A 17,673-nucleotide genomic window follows, 5' to 3' on the forward strand; every position below is an offset into this window, starting at 1 on the left:
AGTAAATATACAAAACCACCTCTTCAAGCATTATCAACTGCATGATTACTTGCTGGTTGAAATAAACAAAAGTGGCGTGATTATTGACTATCAAGGCAACAAGAGCATCTTGCCTGATATTAATGTTAACCACTCGATTCAGTCGCTAATCCCTGGCTTAGAGACTGAAAGCTATGACGAAAACTTTTTGATTCCTTTTTATCAATTAAATCAACAACAAGTGGTTGATTTACACCACCATATTGCAAATTCCCGCCACCATTTGATTTTAATTCCTCAGGACCAAGTCTTTAAGGAAATACAAACAAAGCAACAAGTGGCACTCGAATCACAACTTCAAAATCAGAACCTTCGCATTATGCTGAATGCTTTAGAAAAAGCGCAGCAACAATTAAAACAAGCCAATCAGGACAAATCATTTTTAATCTCTGCGCTGTCACATGAAATGGGCACACCATTGAACAGCATTCAAGGCCATGCTCAGATGGCCCTCAAAGACCCAAACACCACAGAACAAGCACTTGAAGTCATCATAAGAAACAGTCATCATTTACAAGAAATCATAAAACAAACACTTCATATTGATAAAAATGAAGCGGTATCAGAAAAGCAATCATTTAACCTTTCAGTTTTATTGCACGATCTCCATGACAGCTTATCGCCACTGGCAAGCTTTAAGGCTTTGGCTTTTACAATCAACTGTCCCAAGTCAGTTACACTGTATGCCCATAAGGCACAATGGCAACAAATCCTTACCAATCTGATAAGCAATGCCATCAAATACACAGAAGTGGGTAAAATACATATCGAAGTACAGGCAGGAATTAAAGGACTGGCCGTTGATGTTATTGATACCGGTATAGGAATAAGCCCTGACTTTCAAAATAAACTGTTCCAAAGCTGGCAGCGAGAACGACAAGGGCACGCCAAAGGTTCAGGTATAGGCTTGGCAATTGCAAAAATGTTAGCAGAAGGAATGAATTTGACACTGTCTTTAGCATACAGCTCTGATAAAGGAAGCTGCTTTAGAATCGCCTACCCTGAGTTTAAACACAGCACACAAAAGGTATTATTAATAGAAGACGATGATGATTTACGCCGCTTGTTTGCTTATTATCTACATCAACTTAACCTAGACATTGATCAAGCTGCCAGTTGGCAAGAAGTCAAAAAAAAATATAAAACTAGAAAGTTTGACGTGGTCTTAACAGACAGAAATTTATCAGATGGACAAGCTGAAGATCACATTAACCTCCTAAAGCAATTGGCTGATAAAGTATTGGTCATGACAGGTAATCCCAACAAAAATCAAATCGAAGTTTTGTACCAAAAAGGGTTTGACCAAGTGTTATCAAAACCATTAAACCAATCACAATTGACCCAAGCCTTGCTGAATTGATGCGTGTCACTAATGGCACATGCTATTTTTCTGCCAATCATTTATCATAATTAGAGTTAAACGCGTTACAACTTAATACTGCCTGGTTTAAAATCATTGCTCAATTTTTACCATGCCTTATAAATTATTGGAGGAATCTATGGAAGTAAACTATTTTTATGTGGTCTTGGCCGTTTTCGGCATTGTTTTTTTGAAAAGCGTCTTTGTCATCGTACCCCAAGGCTTTGAATATACTGTTGAACGATTTGGTGAATTCAAACGGGTGTTTCCACCTGGATTGGGACTGAAAGTGCCATTCGTTGAACGCATCGGTAGAAAAATTAACATGATGGAACAAGTAGCCAATGTCCCATCACAAGAAGTCATCACTAAGGACAATGCGGTTGTTACAGTTGATGGCGTGGTGTTTTATCAAATTTTAGATTGCGTTAAAGCAGCCTATGAGGTGAATCGCTTAGAGTATGCCATTTTAAACTTAACCATGACCAATATACGTACGGTTTTGGGCGCCATGGATTTAGACGAATCCTTATCTAAACGAGATGAAATCAACCACCGTTTATTGGCTGTTGTTGATGAAGCCACATCACCTTGGGGTGTTAAAGTGACTCGGATTGAAATCAAAGACATTAAACCACCACATGATTTGGTTGCGTCTATGGCCAGACAAATGAAAGCAGAACGTGAAAAACGTGCCGAAATTTTGGAAGCTGAAGGTCACAGACAATCTGACATACTACAAGCTGAAGGTCGTAAACAAGCCGCCATTTTAGAAGCCGAAGGTTTGAAAGAGGCCGCTTTCCGTGAAGCTGAAGCCCGTGAACGATCTGCAGAAGCAGAGGCCAAAGCAACGCACATGGTTTCAAAAGCGATTGCAGCAGGCGACGTAAATGCCATTAACTATTTTGTTGCTCAAAAATACTTAGAATCTTTTGGCAAGTTTGCAGATTCTCCTAATCAAAAAACCATGATTTTACCAATGGAAGCGACCCAAATATTGGGTTCATTGGCGGGCATCACAGAATTGGCCAAAGGCATGAAAGACGATAAGGCATCTTGATATGATGGAGAATATAGTTAACATGACACCTTGGCATTGGCTCAGCATCGCCGTTGTGATGCTGGTCATTGAAATGATGGTGGGAACGGTTTATATGTTATGGATCAGCTTTGCAGCTGCCGTCACCGCCGCTTTATTGTGGGTGTTTGGATTTGGTTGGGAAATGCAAATACTGGTATTCACTGTGGTTTCGATTTTATCGGTTATTGCTTGGCATAAATACGACCTAACAAGAGATAAAACCTCAACCAGACCCAACTTAAACAAACGTGGCCATCAATATATTGGCCGAACATTTCAACTCAGCCACGCCATCGAAAATGGCGTAGGTAAAATCAATGTTGATGACTCCACTTGGAAAGTCCGAGGTAACGACGCCCCTGTTGATACCAAGGTCAAAGTCACTGGCATTGAAGGCACAGAATTAATTGTAGAAATTATTGGAGCATAAGATGAAAAAAATATTAACCATGGCTTGTATGGCCAGCGCATTGGTCGCCTGTTCTGACGACAATGCAGAAAATAAAACAACAGCAGTCGCGCCTGTTCAAGCCACAGCCCCACAGGCTGATATTTTGAACTACATCCCCAGTGACACACCTTTATTGGCTTTAAGTGGCATAAGCAGCAACCAGTATCCTAAGCGCTATATCGAAACCATGGATACATACATGGGCAACATGAGCGAATACATGAAAACCATGATAGATGAAGGTTTAGAAGCGGCAATGAAAAAAGGTGGTACTGATCAAGCTGCCATAGAACAAAAAGTCAAACCGTTCATCGACAAATGGTTTAATAACGGCGACATGTCAAAATTGGGTTTCAAAATGATGGAATCTCAATTGGCTATGTATACGGTTGATTTATTCCCAGTCATAAGGATTAAATTATCTGCTGACAATCAACTCGAAGCTTTATTGACGGAAGCACAAGGCGAATTTGACATCCCTTTCACAGCCAGTGAAGTGAGCGGCATGAAAGTCCGTGAATTAGCAGCGGATCAAGCCACTGTATTCATTGGTTTGGATAACGATTACTTGGTTATGTCATTGGCACCCACTCCCATCAAAGATCAAATGTTAAACGTTTTGATGGGCTTAGAAAAACCACAAACCTCGTTGGTTCAAGACAGCACCATCATGAACCAAGTCAAAGATAAGTATGGCTTTCAGCTGAATGACATGATGGTCATAGACATGGCGGCTGCTGCCGACTATTTTATAAACCCAGGCCAACACAATTCGGCCATGTTAAATTTCATGCAAATTGAAGACAACATGCTATCAAGTGAGTGTAAAACTGAGTTTACTGGCTTGGTTAGCAACATGCCTCGTATGGTTGCGGGTATCACAAGCATGACTGATGACAGCTTTAACACACAGTTTATCTTGGAAACTGATACAGAAATTGGCAGTGATTTGGCCTCAATTGCCGGACGCGTACCAGCAGGTAATACCCAGTCTGCATTTGCATTTGGCATGAGCTTTGATTTATTGGCTGCGAAAAAAGTAGCGTCTAAATATGTACAACGATTGGTCGAAAAACCTTACCAGTGTGAACATTTAGTACAACTGAATCAAAATGCCTCTCAAATGCAAGCACAATTGAATCAACCCATTCCTCCATTTGTAGGTAATTTCAAAGGTTTCAATTTTTCTATGGATGACTTAAAACTTAATCCAGCAGCTGTTGACTCCGGACAACCAGAGAAAATCGTTGAAAGTTTTAAAGCACAAGTTTTACTCGCCGTTGACGAAGCCCAAGGCATGCTGGGCATGGCACAAATGATGATACCCCAATTGGCTGAAGTCAAATTAAATACGGATGGCTCATTGGTTCACTTAGGAGATAAATTGCCAGTGTCTGGTAAAAACATCCCTTTCGATGCAGAATTTTTCTATGGTGCATTAACAGATAACACAGTTGGCTTATCAATTGGGCATGAAGACGGTGGTGGATTAAGCGAATTAGTCAAATCAGAAGGTGCCAATAAACTCATGACATTCAGTGCTTCTGGCGAAGGTTACAAACGCATCATGGAACAAGTTTTTGCCATGGCCGAAATGCCTGGACTACCTGATGACATCAAAAAAGAATTGATGGTCCAAAAGGACATGACTTTGAATATGATTTACTGGAAAGATGCCAAAGGCAGCTTAAACTTTACAGACAAGGGCCTGGTCATTGAATCAAACATGACTTACTGATATCACCCTTTGATTAAAAGCGCCCTGATATAGGGCGTTTTTTTATGCTAGAAAACCATGAACATCAGAAATTTTAAGCACCACCAACCCAAGATCGATGATTCAGCTTATGTTGACGAGGCTGCAACAGTTATTGGGCAAGTCACGCTGGGCAAAGATGTGTCTGTTTGGCCGGCTACGGTTATACGTGGAGACGTGAATCACATCGTGATTGGAGACCTAACAAATGTACAAGATGGCAGCATCCTACACGTCACACATGTCGGCCCTTACGATCAAGACGGAGGCCCTTTATCCCTAGGCAAAGGCGTAACTGTTGGACATGGCGCGATTCTACATGCCTGTGACATTGGAGACTTTTGTTTGGTTGGCATGGGCTCAACCATATTAGACAAGGCACAAATGGAACATCACAGCATGCTGGGCGCTGGCAGCGTACTTCCACCAGGCAAGGTCATCAAAAGCGGTGAATTATGGGTGGGCAATCCTGCCAGAAAAGTCAAAGACTTGACGGATAAACAAATAGAATGGCTAGAATATTCTGCTCACCATTATGTTAAACTGAAAAACCAATACATGACTGAATAAGCAATGATTGAAGTGGCGCAAGTAGATGATGTTGAATCACGAATTGTGACTTTTGACGAAGCACAAGAAGTGCTCGCTTGTTTGCCTAATGGTCATCCAAAATTAGATATTTGGCACAACTGGGCCCAAGTTCAGTTCAAAGGAAAGCACTGGTTGGCTGAGTTAATAGAAGTTGTAACGATTTGTTATGCACGAATGGCGATGCGCAATGGCAGTCTCAGTGCCAATCCCAGGGCATACCACAACGAACGACACATCAATGAATTGTTATTGCGTTTGGTCAGGTGTACACAAAGCCAACACAGTACCCACTTATCACTCACAGGACTCGCCATTTTATCGGTGTTTGCTGCCAGCCATGATTTACGCCAAGCCGAACCAAGTAAAGACGCTGATGATGAATCTTTGGTAGGAGCCAATGAGGCCGCCAGTTACATTGAAGTAGAACGACTGATAAACCAATACCCAGAAAGCACACTCTGGAACTCACATAGACTGATGCTCTTGATGACAATGATTCATGCCAGCACATTTGGTACCGCCGGCAAAAGAAGCACTAACTTTTTCCAAGGGAATTTATCTCGCCGTCTGCTGGCTCAATTACGCTTTACCGAACAAGACGAAGAATTGGTTTATTTAGCTTGTGATATTGATACAGCCAATGTCAGCCTGCCTTTGAATAAATATGCAAAATCTGCCATCAAAGTCTTTGATGAATTGGTCAGTCATCAAAAGGCCAAAATTCCGCCTCAACAATTTTTTTCACAGGCACAAATGGCCTACTTTTTTGACCAACAACATTTCCACTCCAAAACAGCCAGATCCATTTTTCAACCCGAAAAATCCCGCAATGCCAAACGAATCACTGCCATTTCAAAAACAATCAAAGACATGGACGCACAAAGCAGTATTGAAGCGGTTAAAAATAACTTCATCCAACAAGCCCAAACCTTGAGTAAGCCTGCACCCGAATGAACATCAATTTATTTATCGTCCGCCACGGTCACTCTCCTTTTCTTGGAAATGACGATTTCAGTAGACCACTTTCAGAATCAGGGTGTAATCAAGCGTCTCAAGTGGGCACATTTATTGCACAAAACATCCTCAACGGGAAAACAAAAATCATCACGTCTGCGGCTCAAAGGACCTTAAGCACAACAGCAAACATCTGCCAATCATTAACCGCCTTTGAAACCATTGAACTGAGGCATCTTTATTCAGCCAGTGTGGGGGATTGGTGTGATGTCATTACAGAACATGCAGCAGAAAACTTGATACTTGTGGGACACAACCCGACAATCAGTCAACTTCATCAATACCTGACACAAAGTCAGTCACAGGGCTTTACACCTGCCACCACCGGTCATTTAATCCTTGAAATAGCCAGTGATGGCCTCAAATTACCAGCACATTCTCAACAAATTTTTCTCCCAAACTAAAAAATGAACAATCAAAACCCCATTGCAAATATTCCCACAGTTACCAGAAATGTTTTGATTGCCATCGTGGTGATGTTTGTGGCAGAAAATTTATTGCAAGCCATTACTCAAAATGGCGTATACATTATTCACAGGTATTTCCCGCTGTTTCCCATCCAAAGTGAATACTTTTATCCTTGGCAACTGATAACCTATGCCCTGCTGCATGGCAATTTAATGCACTTATTTTTCAATGGCTTCGCTATTTGGATGTTTGGCTCTCAAATCGAACATTACTGGGGAGAAAAAAGATATGCCATTTTTATCATTGCTTGCATACTTGGCTCAGGCTTGGCCAATGCATTGTTCAGTCCCTATCCAGCCATTGGTATTTCTGGGGCGGTTTATGGGTTGTTGATTGCTTATGGCATGATGTGGCCTAACCATACCATCATGTTGGTTTTGCCTCCCATACCCATCAAAGCCAAATACTTTGTCATGATCATTGCAGGCATGTCTGTCTATAGCAGCTTGGCTGCCCGACAAGATGGTATCGCCCATTTGGCTCACTTAGGTGGCGCTATAACTGGGTTTTTATTGATTCAATATTGGCGAAAGAAACCACCTTTTAAATGGTAATAAAAAAAGCCGTGGCCTGATAAGGTCACGGCCTTTATTCACAGCTTTTGGTCTACTAAGCGCGCCCTTTACGCAGTGAGTTGACCACCAGTTTTTGGGTCGCAGGCTCATAAGATGAATCTTTAAAAAGTAAAGCCAACTCTTTGGCATTCAACTCTCTGCAATCTCCTTGTCGTAAATTCTTTGGTAAAAAGACACCGCCGTACCTGACCCGCTTCAAACGATTAACCTGAACACCTTGTGATTCCCAGAGCCTTCGAACTTCTCGATTTTTACCTTCCATCAAAGCCACATGAAACCACTTGTTACTGGTGTCTTCACCGCCAGCGGCCTGAACATCACTGAATTTTGCCACACCATCTTCCAACTCAACACCAGCTAATAAATTTTTCACTGCGTCTTCTTTAATTTCTCCAAAAATACGACATGCATATTCACGGTCAATATTGGCGCTGGGGTGCATCATGTGATTGGCAAAATCGCCGTCAGTCGTGAATAACAACAGACCTGTCGTGTTGATATCCAATCTGCCAATGTTCATCCACTTCTCTCCTTTGACTTGTGGCAGCTTATCAAAAACCGTAGGTCGGCCCTTCTCATCACGTTTAGTACACACCAAACCCAAAGGCTTGTGGTACATCAATACCTTAGGCATCATCACTTCTAGCTCAACTATCCAAGCGCGGTTTTTCCAACCTATCTTGTCACCAACCAAAAGCTTCTGACCCAAGGTAACTGGCTCTCGATTAATCGTGATTTGACCCAACTTAATTGCCGATTCAATTTGTCTTCGCGACCCCAAGCCACACCTGGCCAATGTTTTTTGAATGCGCTCAGTGGGTTCAACCTCAACTAATTCATCAATTTGACTGTCATCAACAACACCTTCAGTAGTTTGATTTTTGTCGTCTTTATTCTTCATCTGCTTCACTTTCCTGTGTTTCTTGCTCAGAATCAGTGGCTTCAAAAGCCAATTCAGGTTCTAAGGTTTCTATGTCTTTGATCGCTGCCAAAGACGGCAAATCTTGCAGCGAAGTTAAATTAAAATAATCTAAAAATGTTTTGGTTGTCCCAAGCATGGCAGGCTTTCCTGGCACGTCTCGATAGCCAAGAACCCTGATCCATTCTTTGTCCATCATATAATGTATGATTTTACTTGAAACTGCCACACCGCGTACTTCTTCAATTTCACCACGCGTTATGGGCTGACGATAAGCGATTAAGGCCAAGGTTTCTAACAAAGCCCTTGATAATTTTTTGGGCCTTTGTTGCCACATGTTTTGCAACCATGGCTGCATGACTTCCGTGGTTTGTAAACGGTAACCACTGGCCAACTTTTTCAATTCAATACCACGCCCAGAATAATCTGATTCGAGAGACAGTATGGCTTGGTTGATGTCATTAGCTGACAACTCTTGTTCTGGGAACAACTGTAACAGTCTCTTGATGCTCAAAGGTTCATCAGTGGCTAACAAAGCCGCTTCTAGAATATATTTTAGCTCAGTTACTTCCATTGATCATTGCCCCGCACTTTTGATATAAATTTCACCAAAGGCTGTATTTTGCACCAATTCCAAAGATTGTGCTTTCAATAGTTCTAAAATAGCCAAAAAAGTCACCAAAGCACCTTGCTTACCTTCTGACTTCTTAAACAGCGAACCAAAGCGCACCATTTTTTCTGATAGCAAAGCTTCTAATACTATCGCCATGCGGTCTCGAACGCTGAGTACTTCTCGCTCGATTTCATGAGATACTTTCAAATCTGCCCGTGCCATCACCTCTTTGAATGCCATCATTAAATCACGCAAGTCTATGGCTTCATCATCGCGTTGAAAACCTTGTTTATCAACATAAACCGAAGCCACCATAAAATCTCGATCCAATCTCGGCATGTGTTCAATCTCTTCTGCCGCTTGCTTAAAACGTTCATACTCTTGAAGTCTGCGAATCAATTCAGCCCTCGGGTCTGCCTCATCTTCTTCTTCACTTTCTTGCTTAGGCAACAACATTCGAGATTTGATTTCTGCCAACATCGCTGCCATCACCAAATACTCTGCTGCCAATTCAAAGTTCAGCTTGTGCATTAACTCTATGTATTCCACATACTGCTTGGTGATGTCCAGAATGGGGATATGTAAAATGTCTAAATTTTGTCGCCTGATCAAATAAAGCAATAAATCCAAAGGTCCTTCAAAAGCCTCAAGAATCACTTCCAAAGCATCTGGCGGTATATAGAGGTCTGTTGGCATCGTGGTGTAAGGCCGACCTTCAACAACGGCGAAAGGCATTTCTTGCTGTTGTGGTTCTTTTGGTAATGGTGCTGCATGATCCTCAGCATCAATAGCTTCGATATCAACACCCATTGGGTCTTTAGTATTTTGCTCTGATTCAGACAAAATCTACCGGCCCTTTACCTTCTCGAATCACATTAACCTCACCTTCAGATAAATCAATCACTGTGGTGGGTTCTTGTGCAGTATAGCCTGCACTGATGATGCTATTAACCCTGTTGCCGACTTTTAAATTGATGTCATCAACATCCAATTCATACATGTCTATGTCAGGGAATTCCAGTGTCGATGTCATCATGGGCTCGCCCAACTCTTCCAATAAAGCACTGACCACAGCATGGTCTGCGATTCTGACACCAATGGTTTTACGCTTTTGATGCTGTAATTTCTTAGGCACGCGCCGAGTCGCTTCTAAAATAAAAGTGTAAGCACCAGGTGTGTGTTGTTTAATCAAACGAAAAGCCACATTATCCACCAAAACAAATTCGGTCATCTGAGAAATGTTCCCGCACATCATCGTGAAGTGGTGTTGTGCGTCTATTTCTTTAATTTGACTGACAATTTTTGCAGCTTTTACATTATCCATGCTCCAACCAATCGCATAACCTGAATCAGTTGGATACACAATCAACCCACCATTTCGCACAGATGCAATCGCTGCTTTGATGCTTCTGGGCTGAGGATTGTCTGGATGAACCCTTAAAATATCTGCCATTTAAGCCTCCTCAAAACGGTTGGCTTTACGGTTTTTTCGCACTTTCATCGGATCCCAAACCAGCCCACTCATAATAACCCAGATACCGGGAGGCTGGGTTTGCACCGCAGATACAGCACAGCCTATGTTAAAAATGGCGTCAGTAGAATTAAACCTCGCGGGTGTCAAAGCGCCCGTCATAACAATGGTTTTCCCTTCTATACCTTGTAAATATTTGGCTGTATCGACCATGGTGTCTGTGCCATGCGTGATGAGAAAGTGTGTTTCATCTGATTTTTCAATCACTTTGCGAATCAAGTCGCGGTCATCGTCATTGATATAGATTGAATCTTTTTTTAACAACGGCACCACTTCGAAATCAAAGCCTACATGAAATGATTGTAACAATTCACCTATCACTGGCTTGCCAATTTGATACTCACTCAAATCGTCAAAATACATTTTATCAATCGTGCCACCTGTGGTGATGATTTTCAGTTGTTTCATGCTGTTCCTGTAAACGTTTGCTTCAACTCGCTATTCTAATGTCTTTTTACACAATTTGAATGGCGATTATTCAATTTTTGTATGACAGCTTATAGTAACATAGCCACCATGAACCGCTCATTTCAATTTGCTGCGCCTTATGTTGCCCTCATCAGTTTTATCATCTTTGCTGTCTCAATCTACAAACGCAATGATTTTACACAAACACTGAAAGCCTTACCCGAACTCTCATCAGAGCCAAAACAAAGTCCTATAAACCGTCCGGCCTTTTTGACAGAATATAATAAAGAAACATTTGAAGTCATCCCCAAATACGATTATGAAATATATGGATTGGTGGTTTCTTATCGCTTGCATGATGCCAATGGAAGCACCATGATTCATGACCTCAACAAGGACCATTTAAATGTGGCTGACTTTTGTGTTGTCTGGGGAACCTCGGCTGACCCCCAGCTGCTTAAAGCTATGGAGTTCAGCAATGGGCAATTCACATGCAATTATGGTGCGTCAAGTCACCAAGTTTGGGAAGATTTTAATCACAACCAACTCTCAAATAACCACCTATTGGCAACGGATGAAAACATCAGGTCAGCAATCGACCGCATCCGCATTGGCGACCAAATACACATCAAAGGTTGGCTGTCTCACTATGTCAACCCCATGGGATACGAACGAGGTACAAGCACAACAAGAACTGATACAGGGAACGGTGCTTGTGAAACGGTGTTTGTTAATGAAATTCACATCCTACAATCCATGTCAACTGAATGGCGCCACTTGATTTGGTTGTCTTTTTTGTCTTTGTCTGCTGCTTTATGGACCATATACCACACTCCAGTCGTGGCAAGACAATACGAGAAATCTAAGAACAAATAAATAAATCATCAAATCAAATACAAAACAGTTAACGCTTTGGTACAATTTCACCATGAAAATATATTGGTTAATTTGCTTTACAACACTGAGTTTCATCACCTGTGCACAAGAAACAACTGAGCCAGTTAAGCCTCAGTTCACAACACAAGATGCACATGACATCGCACGCTATTTACAAAAAAATAAAGACATTAAAACAGCGGTACATTTAACTCAAACCGCTTGGAAAATGACCACTTCTTTTGCGTCAAATGAACAGTTGACCAGCCAATGGGAAGATGCTTTAGACACTGAAATAAGGCCAATCCCATCTTTCCCTAAAATTAATTCACACCTGACTGCTGGCCAGTTTTTAATTCAATTCAGTGATGGCATGGATCTGGATGACTGGCGATTGGTAGACCTGCCTTTGCTGCCTGCTTTTGAAACTGACGCCGAACAAACTTCAGCCAGTGACTATTTCAGTTATTACATCAACTTACCTCTGTACTGGGAGCAGTTGATGTCAAACATGAATGGTTCTGCCACTTGGTTAACAATCCCTGATTTCCAATGGATTGTACCTAAGCAAAAGAAAAACAAACAAACCAGCCAGTTGTACCAAGTTTTAAAAGCCGTTCAAGGCGAAGTACCCTTGTCTGAAACCATCAGCAGTCAGGCATGGGACAACACAATCAGCCCGATTCAAACAGCCTTACTCAGGGCTCAATACCATATCCAAAATGCCCGTTGGTTATCTCTTTTTTACGATTGGTTAGAAATTTACCAATTGTCAGAAAACAGCACACAGTTGCTGACAGCTGACCAACAATTACAGTTCCAACAGGTCATTGATAACACCCAAGAGGTTTGGCAAAACAATCAAGCTGAAATTGAAGCTATTGATAACCGCATTTACCCATTGATGCTGTTAATTTTGAACCAAATTCCTGAAAAATTTAAAAACCCTGATCATTTCAATGAAAGTTTAAATTTGAAAGTTTTTGAGCTGGTGTGGGAAATGGAGCAAGCCGCAGATTATGCCAACCATGTTTTGCGCCAAGACATAAAAAATAATTTAGAAATTTGCCTCAATTTAAGCGCCGAAGAAACACCCAACCCACAGCCCGCCATGGCAAAAAAACAATTCCAAAGCTGTGTTAATGAATTTGCTCAATGGGGCATTCAGCGGGCAACCAACTCTGCTCTTTCGGGTAAACTGGTTAGATTAGATGGCGCTTTGGCATTGTCTAGGGCCCTGGAGCTACCACACTTTCAAATCATCAACTTTCTCGCCATGAGTACTGACAGTGATGAGAGCTGTCAGAAATCCATGCAATTACAAGCGAATCCTGTTGAATGGACATTGGCCGCCGAATCAATGGCTTGGTTGCACGACAGGTGGCCTGGCCTGATGTCATCTTGGGCGGATAAGAACCAACTGGTCAGTTTATACAAAAACGGTCAAGCCATCTACAGAAACCCTGACTGTTTGGTATCAAATCAAGTGCTTCAAAATCAATTTGAAACCGTCAAAACACAATGGCTCAAACTCAAAGCGGCGATCAATGATCAATTAAAAATCTACCGTGACTCGCACCTGGCTGAAAACAGTCAGATTGATTTTTTTCAACCCGTCAATCAATACACACAACTGGCCTCTGACAACATCAAAATATCACCCTGTGATGTTGCCAAAGCTTGTGGTGCTTTTGTTGAGTTACCCGCCAGTACAGCCTTGCTGGACCTGTTTCCTAACCACCTTAAAATGGCTCAACAGTTTGGTTTAGGTGAATTAAAACTGTGCTATGACCAAGTCGAATGGAAGCAGCGCCAAACCGAACCCACACACTTAAACAACAACAGCATAGCCAATTTTACTGGTCAACTGTCGTTACAATTAACCGGTAAATACCAAGAACAAACCGTTTTCACTAAACTGATTGAGGGAGAAACCCGACATTTGTATTTATTTGGAGAGAATTCAGAAGAGGTTTTGAACATGGACTGTCCATTACCTATCGTTGGAAAGCAAATAAACACCCAGTTAGAACGAGGCACATATGGCTTATTTCCCAATCGCCTGACTTTTTTAACAGCCCAACGCACCAATATAAACACCGTTATTGATAACAATTGGTCTGATGGAGAGAACTGGCAAAGTAAATTTGCTGACGAAAACCACTCAGCCATTTTATTCTATGACGAAATGACAGAAGTGAAACAATCGGTGAATGAAGCCTTTTTACGTCATAACAATGCAGTACAACAACAAATTTACCGAAAACTGATGTATTCTAACGCCGCCAGAATCAATGATTCCGCCTTGTCTCTCGCCGTTTTTGAATACCTGACAGAACGCCAATTGTTTAACAAAATGACTCAGTCATTGTTTCCACAATTGTACTTACAACCTGAAATTCGATCTGTTCTCAAAGGCAATCAGCGCTTGATGGACGAGGCATTCTTCAAATTAGCATTTGAAAACCAATCAAATTTATTAGACATGCTCAACAAAGGAGATGAACTGATTTTCAAACACCAAAGCATCTGGACACAGTTATCAATGCCTTTGCCCGCTGGAAACCTCAGTAGCAGTAAACAACAGCTCAAACAAGCCATTCAATTCAGCCCGAATTAAATCATTACAGAGCCTGTCACAGTTGGCAGTTTGGCTTTCGCCCACTGTTTTGATACAACGGCAAGGCCTTAGGCATACGCCTTTGTAAGCGTTGGATTCTTTTTTGTGGATTGGGGTGCGTCGACATAAATTGTGGCTGCCTTTGGCTGCCTGACGCTTTGTCCATGTTCTGCCACAGCGACACACTTTCTTGTGGATTGAACCCCGCTTGAGCCATCAAATCCAGCCCAATCACATCGGCTTCTGACTCATGCTCTCTAGAATAAGGTAACAAAACACCCAGCTGTGCACCCAGACCCAGCCCAAGCATTAACATCTGACGTTCCGTTGAACCTTCAATCTTTTGGCTGGCCATGACATCTGCCAGCTGTAATCCAGTTTGTGTGGCTAATTGATGCGAAACCCGCTCTGCACCATGACGAGATAACACATGCCCAATTTCATGACCGATAACAGTCGCCAATTGTGCTGGCGTTTCAGCTACAGCCAATAAGCCAGTATGAACACCAATTTTCCCACCAGGGAGTGCAAAGGCATTCGCACTCGGCGCTTCAAAAACCACCACTTCCCAATCTTGCCCACCTTGAGGCATGACATCTAAAATGGCATTGGTGACACATTGAACATATTGGTTCACTTCACGGTCTCTACTGATTGTCTGGGACGTTTTCATTTCTTGAAAAGAAGTGATCCCCATTTGTGTCATTTGGCTGTCTCCAACTAAAATTAGCTGTTGCCGCCCTGTCGGTGAAGTCGCACAAGCGGTTAAAAAAACACAGGCTATGATGATCAATTTGTTCATGGCGAATCCAATCTGTTTAAAACGTCTATTTTACACAAGCCATGGTGTGATAGATGTCAAAACATGTAACAGCCATTTGAACACACGAGCAACTGCTGATTTGTTACAATGGTATTTTTTGTGAATTGACAATGAAACTGATTACCCTGTTATTCTTGCTCAGCACCACTTGTGCTCACAGCGCAACACACTACTTTGTCAGACATGCTGAGAAAATCACCAATGATCCTGCAAACAAAAATCCAGAATTAACATTAAAAGGTCAGCAAAGGGCACAAAACTTGGCCTTGCTACTTTCACAAGCTGATATCGAACACATCTACAGCACTGCCTACAAAAGAACTGAGCTGACGGCACAACCCCTTTCAGACAGGCTCGGCATTCCGCTTAAGCACTATGACCCCAGAGCACTTGAACTGCTGGTTAAAGAATTGAAAGGACTTCAAGGGAACACTTTAACTGTTGGACACAGCAATACCACAACGGAGGCTGTTTCATTGTTGACCCTGCAGACAATGAACGGCCTCACTGAAGAAGATTATGGGGATGTTTTTCAAGTGGTGATTGAAGGTGACAAAGTGGTTTTAAATCACTTGAAATTGCCACCCGATTCGGTACTAAAGGTTAATTCTCAACCCATTAATACCAAGTAAACTTCAACAAAACCCAAGACGAAAAAGAATCCATAGATACCCAGTGCTTTGTTATATTGACTTCGCACTTGGGAGTCTGTCTGCACTTTGCGCATGTTCAACATCCAGACCAGCTCCAATAAAATCACAAATACAAACAGTAAAATAAAAACAACAGCATAGATTCCCAACGGTTCAGACCAAGCAGCCGATGGATTTAAATACGCCACCAAAGCCATCACATTGGCCAAGACCACAGCGACCATCAAAGCCACACGTAAAGGGGTAAATACATTGGGTTTTTTATTCATGATTGAAATTGATTTTTCAAAATGTGCATTATAACAAATAATGCTGATTTTTTTTGACCCATTGGCCTATGATTTTAAAGTTTAGCTATGATAATATGACCATTCTTCACAAGCTCTATATACAATGAAACTCAAAAAATCAATCACCATCATACTCTTCTCATTGCTACTTTCTGGCTTTGCTCAAGCCGACTTTTTAGATGGCATTGAAGCATATGAAAACAAAGACTACGTGACTGCATTCACTACTTTTTCTGAATTAGCCACACTGGGTAACCACCGGGCACAGTTCAATTTGGCTGTGATGTACATGAACGGAGAAGGTGTGCCAAAAGACCTTGAACTGGCCTATGCGTGGAGTAAATTAGCGCAACAAGATGAGCACACTGATTTCGCCAAAGTTGCCGAAAAAATTCTTGCTGATACCGATAAGAACCAACACCCTATATTAGAAGAGAAAGCCGCCCAAATTCAGGCTCAATATGGAAAAGAAGCCATACTTCACAAGTTGTCACCGAACGAATACATACCCAACAAAGCTCAAAAGAACAAGCTGCACGCAGTGGTTTCTCCCATAAAAAGAACCGCTCCTCGCTATCCTAAAGAGGCGCTCAATGACAGAAAGCAAGGCTGGGTCACAGCAATGATGGACATCCACCCAGATGGCAGTGTCAGATCTGTTGAAATCATAGAATCTTTCCCAGACACAGTTTTTGAGAAACCGACTGTAGATGCTTTATCTACATTTAAATTTGATGTCAGTTTCCCGGAAGGCGTCGACCCTTATGTTGTCCAAGCTAAACAAACCTTCATTTATGAATTGCCTTTGCAAGCCAGCCAAAGCAAAATCAATGACTTATATGAAAAAAGACTGACAACGTTAAAAGAACATGCCAGCCAAGGTCACCCAGATGCACAATATGTTTATGCGGTTGCGGCTCGATCTCACATCGTTCCTGAACAACTAAAAATTGATCAAAAAGAAGCCAATCATTGGTTGTTAAAAGCGGCTCAAAACGGCCATGTTGAGGCCCAATACTTATTAGGTAAAAACATCCTCCGTGGAAAAGGCTGTCAAGTTGAAAAGCAAAAAGCCGTGGATTGGATAGTCTATGCTGCAGAACAAGGCCATGATAAATCTGCCCGTGAAGTTCATCGCCTATTAACTGAGTATGACAACCTGAACCACACTGAAAAATCTCCTCATAACTGGCTCAAACTGTCAGCTGAATCTGGCAACCCTGAATCCCAGCTTGAGTATGCCCAATTTATAGCCGATTCTGAATCACCAACTGAGGAAACACTAAAAATAGCAGAACAGTTTTTAGCCAGTTATACTGATCACAGGAAAAAAAATGTGTATTGGTATCAAACAGCAGCCCAAATAGAAATGATCAAAGGCGACGCTAAGCTAGCCCAAAAATACCAAAAGAAAGCCAAAAAAATGGCTAAAAAATTAGGTTGGGATCTGTCTGTTGCATCATTATAAAACAATCATTTAAGTACAATTTCCCTTGTTGGTATCTTCTATCATACCAACAAGGAGTTTTGTAACATATAACCTAGGTGCTACTTCAACTTTCTCAAGCGCCAGCTAAGCCTAAAAGCCCAATCAATAAACTCCTG

The 17,673-nt window shown here is 41.8% G+C and carries 19 protein-coding genes; 12 read left to right on the top strand and 7 right to left on the bottom strand.

The window, feature by feature from the left end; all coding sequences use genetic code 11:
- Positions 1-49: 49 nt before the first annotated feature.
- From FET73_RS03635 to FET73_RS03670, 8 genes are all read left to right on the top strand, one after another.
- Positions 50-1,399 carry an ATP-binding response regulator gene (locus FET73_RS03635; RefSeq protein ID WP_154222543.1) on the top strand — a complete coding sequence of 450 codons (1,350 nt, stop codon included), beginning with the start codon at positions 50-52 and terminating at the stop codon, positions 1,397-1,399.
- 139 nt (positions 1,400-1,538) lie between these two features.
- Positions 1,539-2,459 carry an SPFH domain-containing protein gene (locus FET73_RS03640; RefSeq protein WP_154223075.1) on the top strand — a complete coding sequence of 307 codons (921 nt, stop codon included), beginning with the start codon at positions 1,539-1,541 and terminating at the stop codon, positions 2,457-2,459.
- 1 nt (position 2,460) lies between these two features.
- The gene (locus tag FET73_RS03645) at positions 2,461-2,910 is read left to right on the top strand and encodes an NfeD family protein (protein WP_154222544.1); all 450 of its coding nucleotides are present in this window, start codon (positions 2,461-2,463) and stop codon (positions 2,908-2,910) included.
- Between the two features lies 1 nt (position 2,911).
- Positions 2,912-4,669, top strand: coding sequence for a hypothetical protein (locus tag FET73_RS03650; protein ID WP_154222545.1), 1,758 nt, complete (start codon positions 2,912-2,914; stop codon positions 4,667-4,669).
- Between the two features lie 57 nt (positions 4,670-4,726).
- Positions 4,727-5,257 carry a gamma carbonic anhydrase family protein gene (locus tag FET73_RS03655; RefSeq protein WP_154222546.1) on the top strand — a complete coding sequence of 177 codons (531 nt, stop codon included), beginning with the start codon at positions 4,727-4,729 and terminating at the stop codon, positions 5,255-5,257.
- Positions 5,258-5,260: 3 nt separating this feature from the next.
- The gene (locus FET73_RS03660; RefSeq protein ID WP_154222547.1) at positions 5,261-6,232 is read left to right on the top strand and encodes a hypothetical protein; all 972 of its coding nucleotides are present in this window, start codon (positions 5,261-5,263) and stop codon (positions 6,230-6,232) included.
- Positions 6,229-6,696: a SixA phosphatase family protein gene (locus tag FET73_RS03665; RefSeq protein WP_154222548.1), complete on the top strand. Its 468-nt coding sequence runs from the start codon at positions 6,229-6,231 to the stop codon at positions 6,694-6,696. The genes FET73_RS03660 and FET73_RS03665 overlap by 4 nt, the downstream gene beginning before the upstream one ends.
- 3 nt (positions 6,697-6,699) lie before the next feature.
- The gene (locus FET73_RS03670) at positions 6,700-7,314 is read left to right on the top strand and encodes a rhomboid family intramembrane serine protease (RefSeq protein WP_154222549.1); all 615 of its coding nucleotides are present in this window, start codon (positions 6,700-6,702) and stop codon (positions 7,312-7,314) included.
- A 55-nt stretch (positions 7,315-7,369) separates the two neighbouring features.
- On the opposite strand, the gene FET73_RS03675 is transcribed toward FET73_RS03670, so the two are convergent.
- Genes FET73_RS03675 through FET73_RS03695 form a run of 5 tightly spaced genes read right to left on the bottom strand, consistent with a single transcriptional unit; the run spans position 7,370 to position 10,806 of the window.
- Positions 7,370-8,236, bottom strand: a complete 867-nt coding sequence (locus FET73_RS03675; RefSeq protein ID WP_154222550.1) for a pseudouridine synthase — start codon at positions 8,234-8,236, stop codon at positions 7,370-7,372.
- A complete protein-coding gene (scpB, locus tag FET73_RS03680; protein ID WP_154222551.1) occupies positions 8,226-8,828 on the bottom strand; it encodes an SMC-Scp complex subunit ScpB in 603 nt (200 codons plus the stop codon). The genes FET73_RS03675 and scpB overlap by 11 nt, the downstream gene beginning before the upstream one ends.
- Positions 8,829-8,831: 3 nt before the next feature.
- Complete coding sequence (locus tag FET73_RS03685; protein ID WP_154223076.1) at positions 8,832-9,677, bottom strand: segregation and condensation protein A; 846 nt, start codon at positions 9,675-9,677, stop codon at positions 8,832-8,834.
- A 25-nt stretch (positions 9,678-9,702) separates the two neighbouring features.
- Positions 9,703-10,320, bottom strand: coding sequence for an L-threonylcarbamoyladenylate synthase (locus FET73_RS03690; RefSeq protein WP_154222552.1), 618 nt, complete (start codon positions 10,318-10,320; stop codon positions 9,703-9,705).
- On the bottom strand, positions 10,321-10,806 hold the full coding sequence (locus FET73_RS03695) for an asparaginase domain-containing protein (protein ID WP_154222553.1): 486 nt from the start codon (positions 10,804-10,806) through the stop codon (positions 10,321-10,323). It abuts the gene before it with no gap.
- A gap of 81 nt (positions 10,807-10,887) precedes the next feature.
- Between FET73_RS03695 and FET73_RS03700 the strand changes: the two genes are divergently transcribed.
- A complete protein-coding gene (locus FET73_RS03700) occupies positions 10,888-11,682 on the top strand; it encodes a hypothetical protein (protein ID WP_154222554.1) in 795 nt (264 codons plus the stop codon).
- Between the two features lie 52 nt (positions 11,683-11,734).
- Positions 11,735-14,302 carry a hypothetical protein gene (locus FET73_RS03705; protein ID WP_154222555.1) on the top strand — a complete coding sequence of 856 codons (2,568 nt, stop codon included), beginning with the start codon at positions 11,735-11,737 and terminating at the stop codon, positions 14,300-14,302.
- 16 nt (positions 14,303-14,318) lie between these two features.
- Here FET73_RS03705 and FET73_RS03710 read toward each other — a convergent pair whose 3' ends face one another.
- Positions 14,319-15,104: a M48 family metallopeptidase gene (locus FET73_RS03710; RefSeq protein ID WP_154222556.1), complete on the bottom strand. Its 786-nt coding sequence runs from the start codon at positions 15,102-15,104 to the stop codon at positions 14,319-14,321.
- Between the two features lie 131 nt (positions 15,105-15,235).
- Between FET73_RS03710 and FET73_RS03715 the strand changes: the two genes are divergently transcribed.
- Positions 15,236-15,757, top strand: a complete 522-nt coding sequence (locus tag FET73_RS03715) for a SixA phosphatase family protein (RefSeq protein ID WP_154222557.1) — start codon at positions 15,236-15,238, stop codon at positions 15,755-15,757.
- Here the strand turns inward: FET73_RS03715 and FET73_RS03720 are convergent.
- Positions 15,736-16,047, bottom strand: coding sequence for a hypothetical protein (locus FET73_RS03720; RefSeq protein WP_154222558.1), 312 nt, complete (start codon positions 16,045-16,047; stop codon positions 15,736-15,738). The two genes, FET73_RS03715 and FET73_RS03720, sit on opposite strands and share 22 nt — an antisense overlap.
- 124 nt (positions 16,048-16,171) lie before the next feature.
- On the opposite strand from FET73_RS03720, the gene FET73_RS03725 reads away from it, so the two are divergent.
- Positions 16,172-17,536: an SEL1-like repeat protein gene (locus FET73_RS03725; protein WP_154222559.1), complete on the top strand. Its 1,365-nt coding sequence runs from the start codon at positions 16,172-16,174 to the stop codon at positions 17,534-17,536.
- Positions 17,537-17,673: the final 137 nt, after the last annotated feature.

Origin of the sequence: Marinicella rhabdoformis (genome assembly GCF_009671245.1) — a bacterium.
Classification (GTDB): domain Bacteria; phylum Pseudomonadota; class Gammaproteobacteria; order Xanthomonadales; family Marinicellaceae; genus Marinicella; species Marinicella rhabdoformis.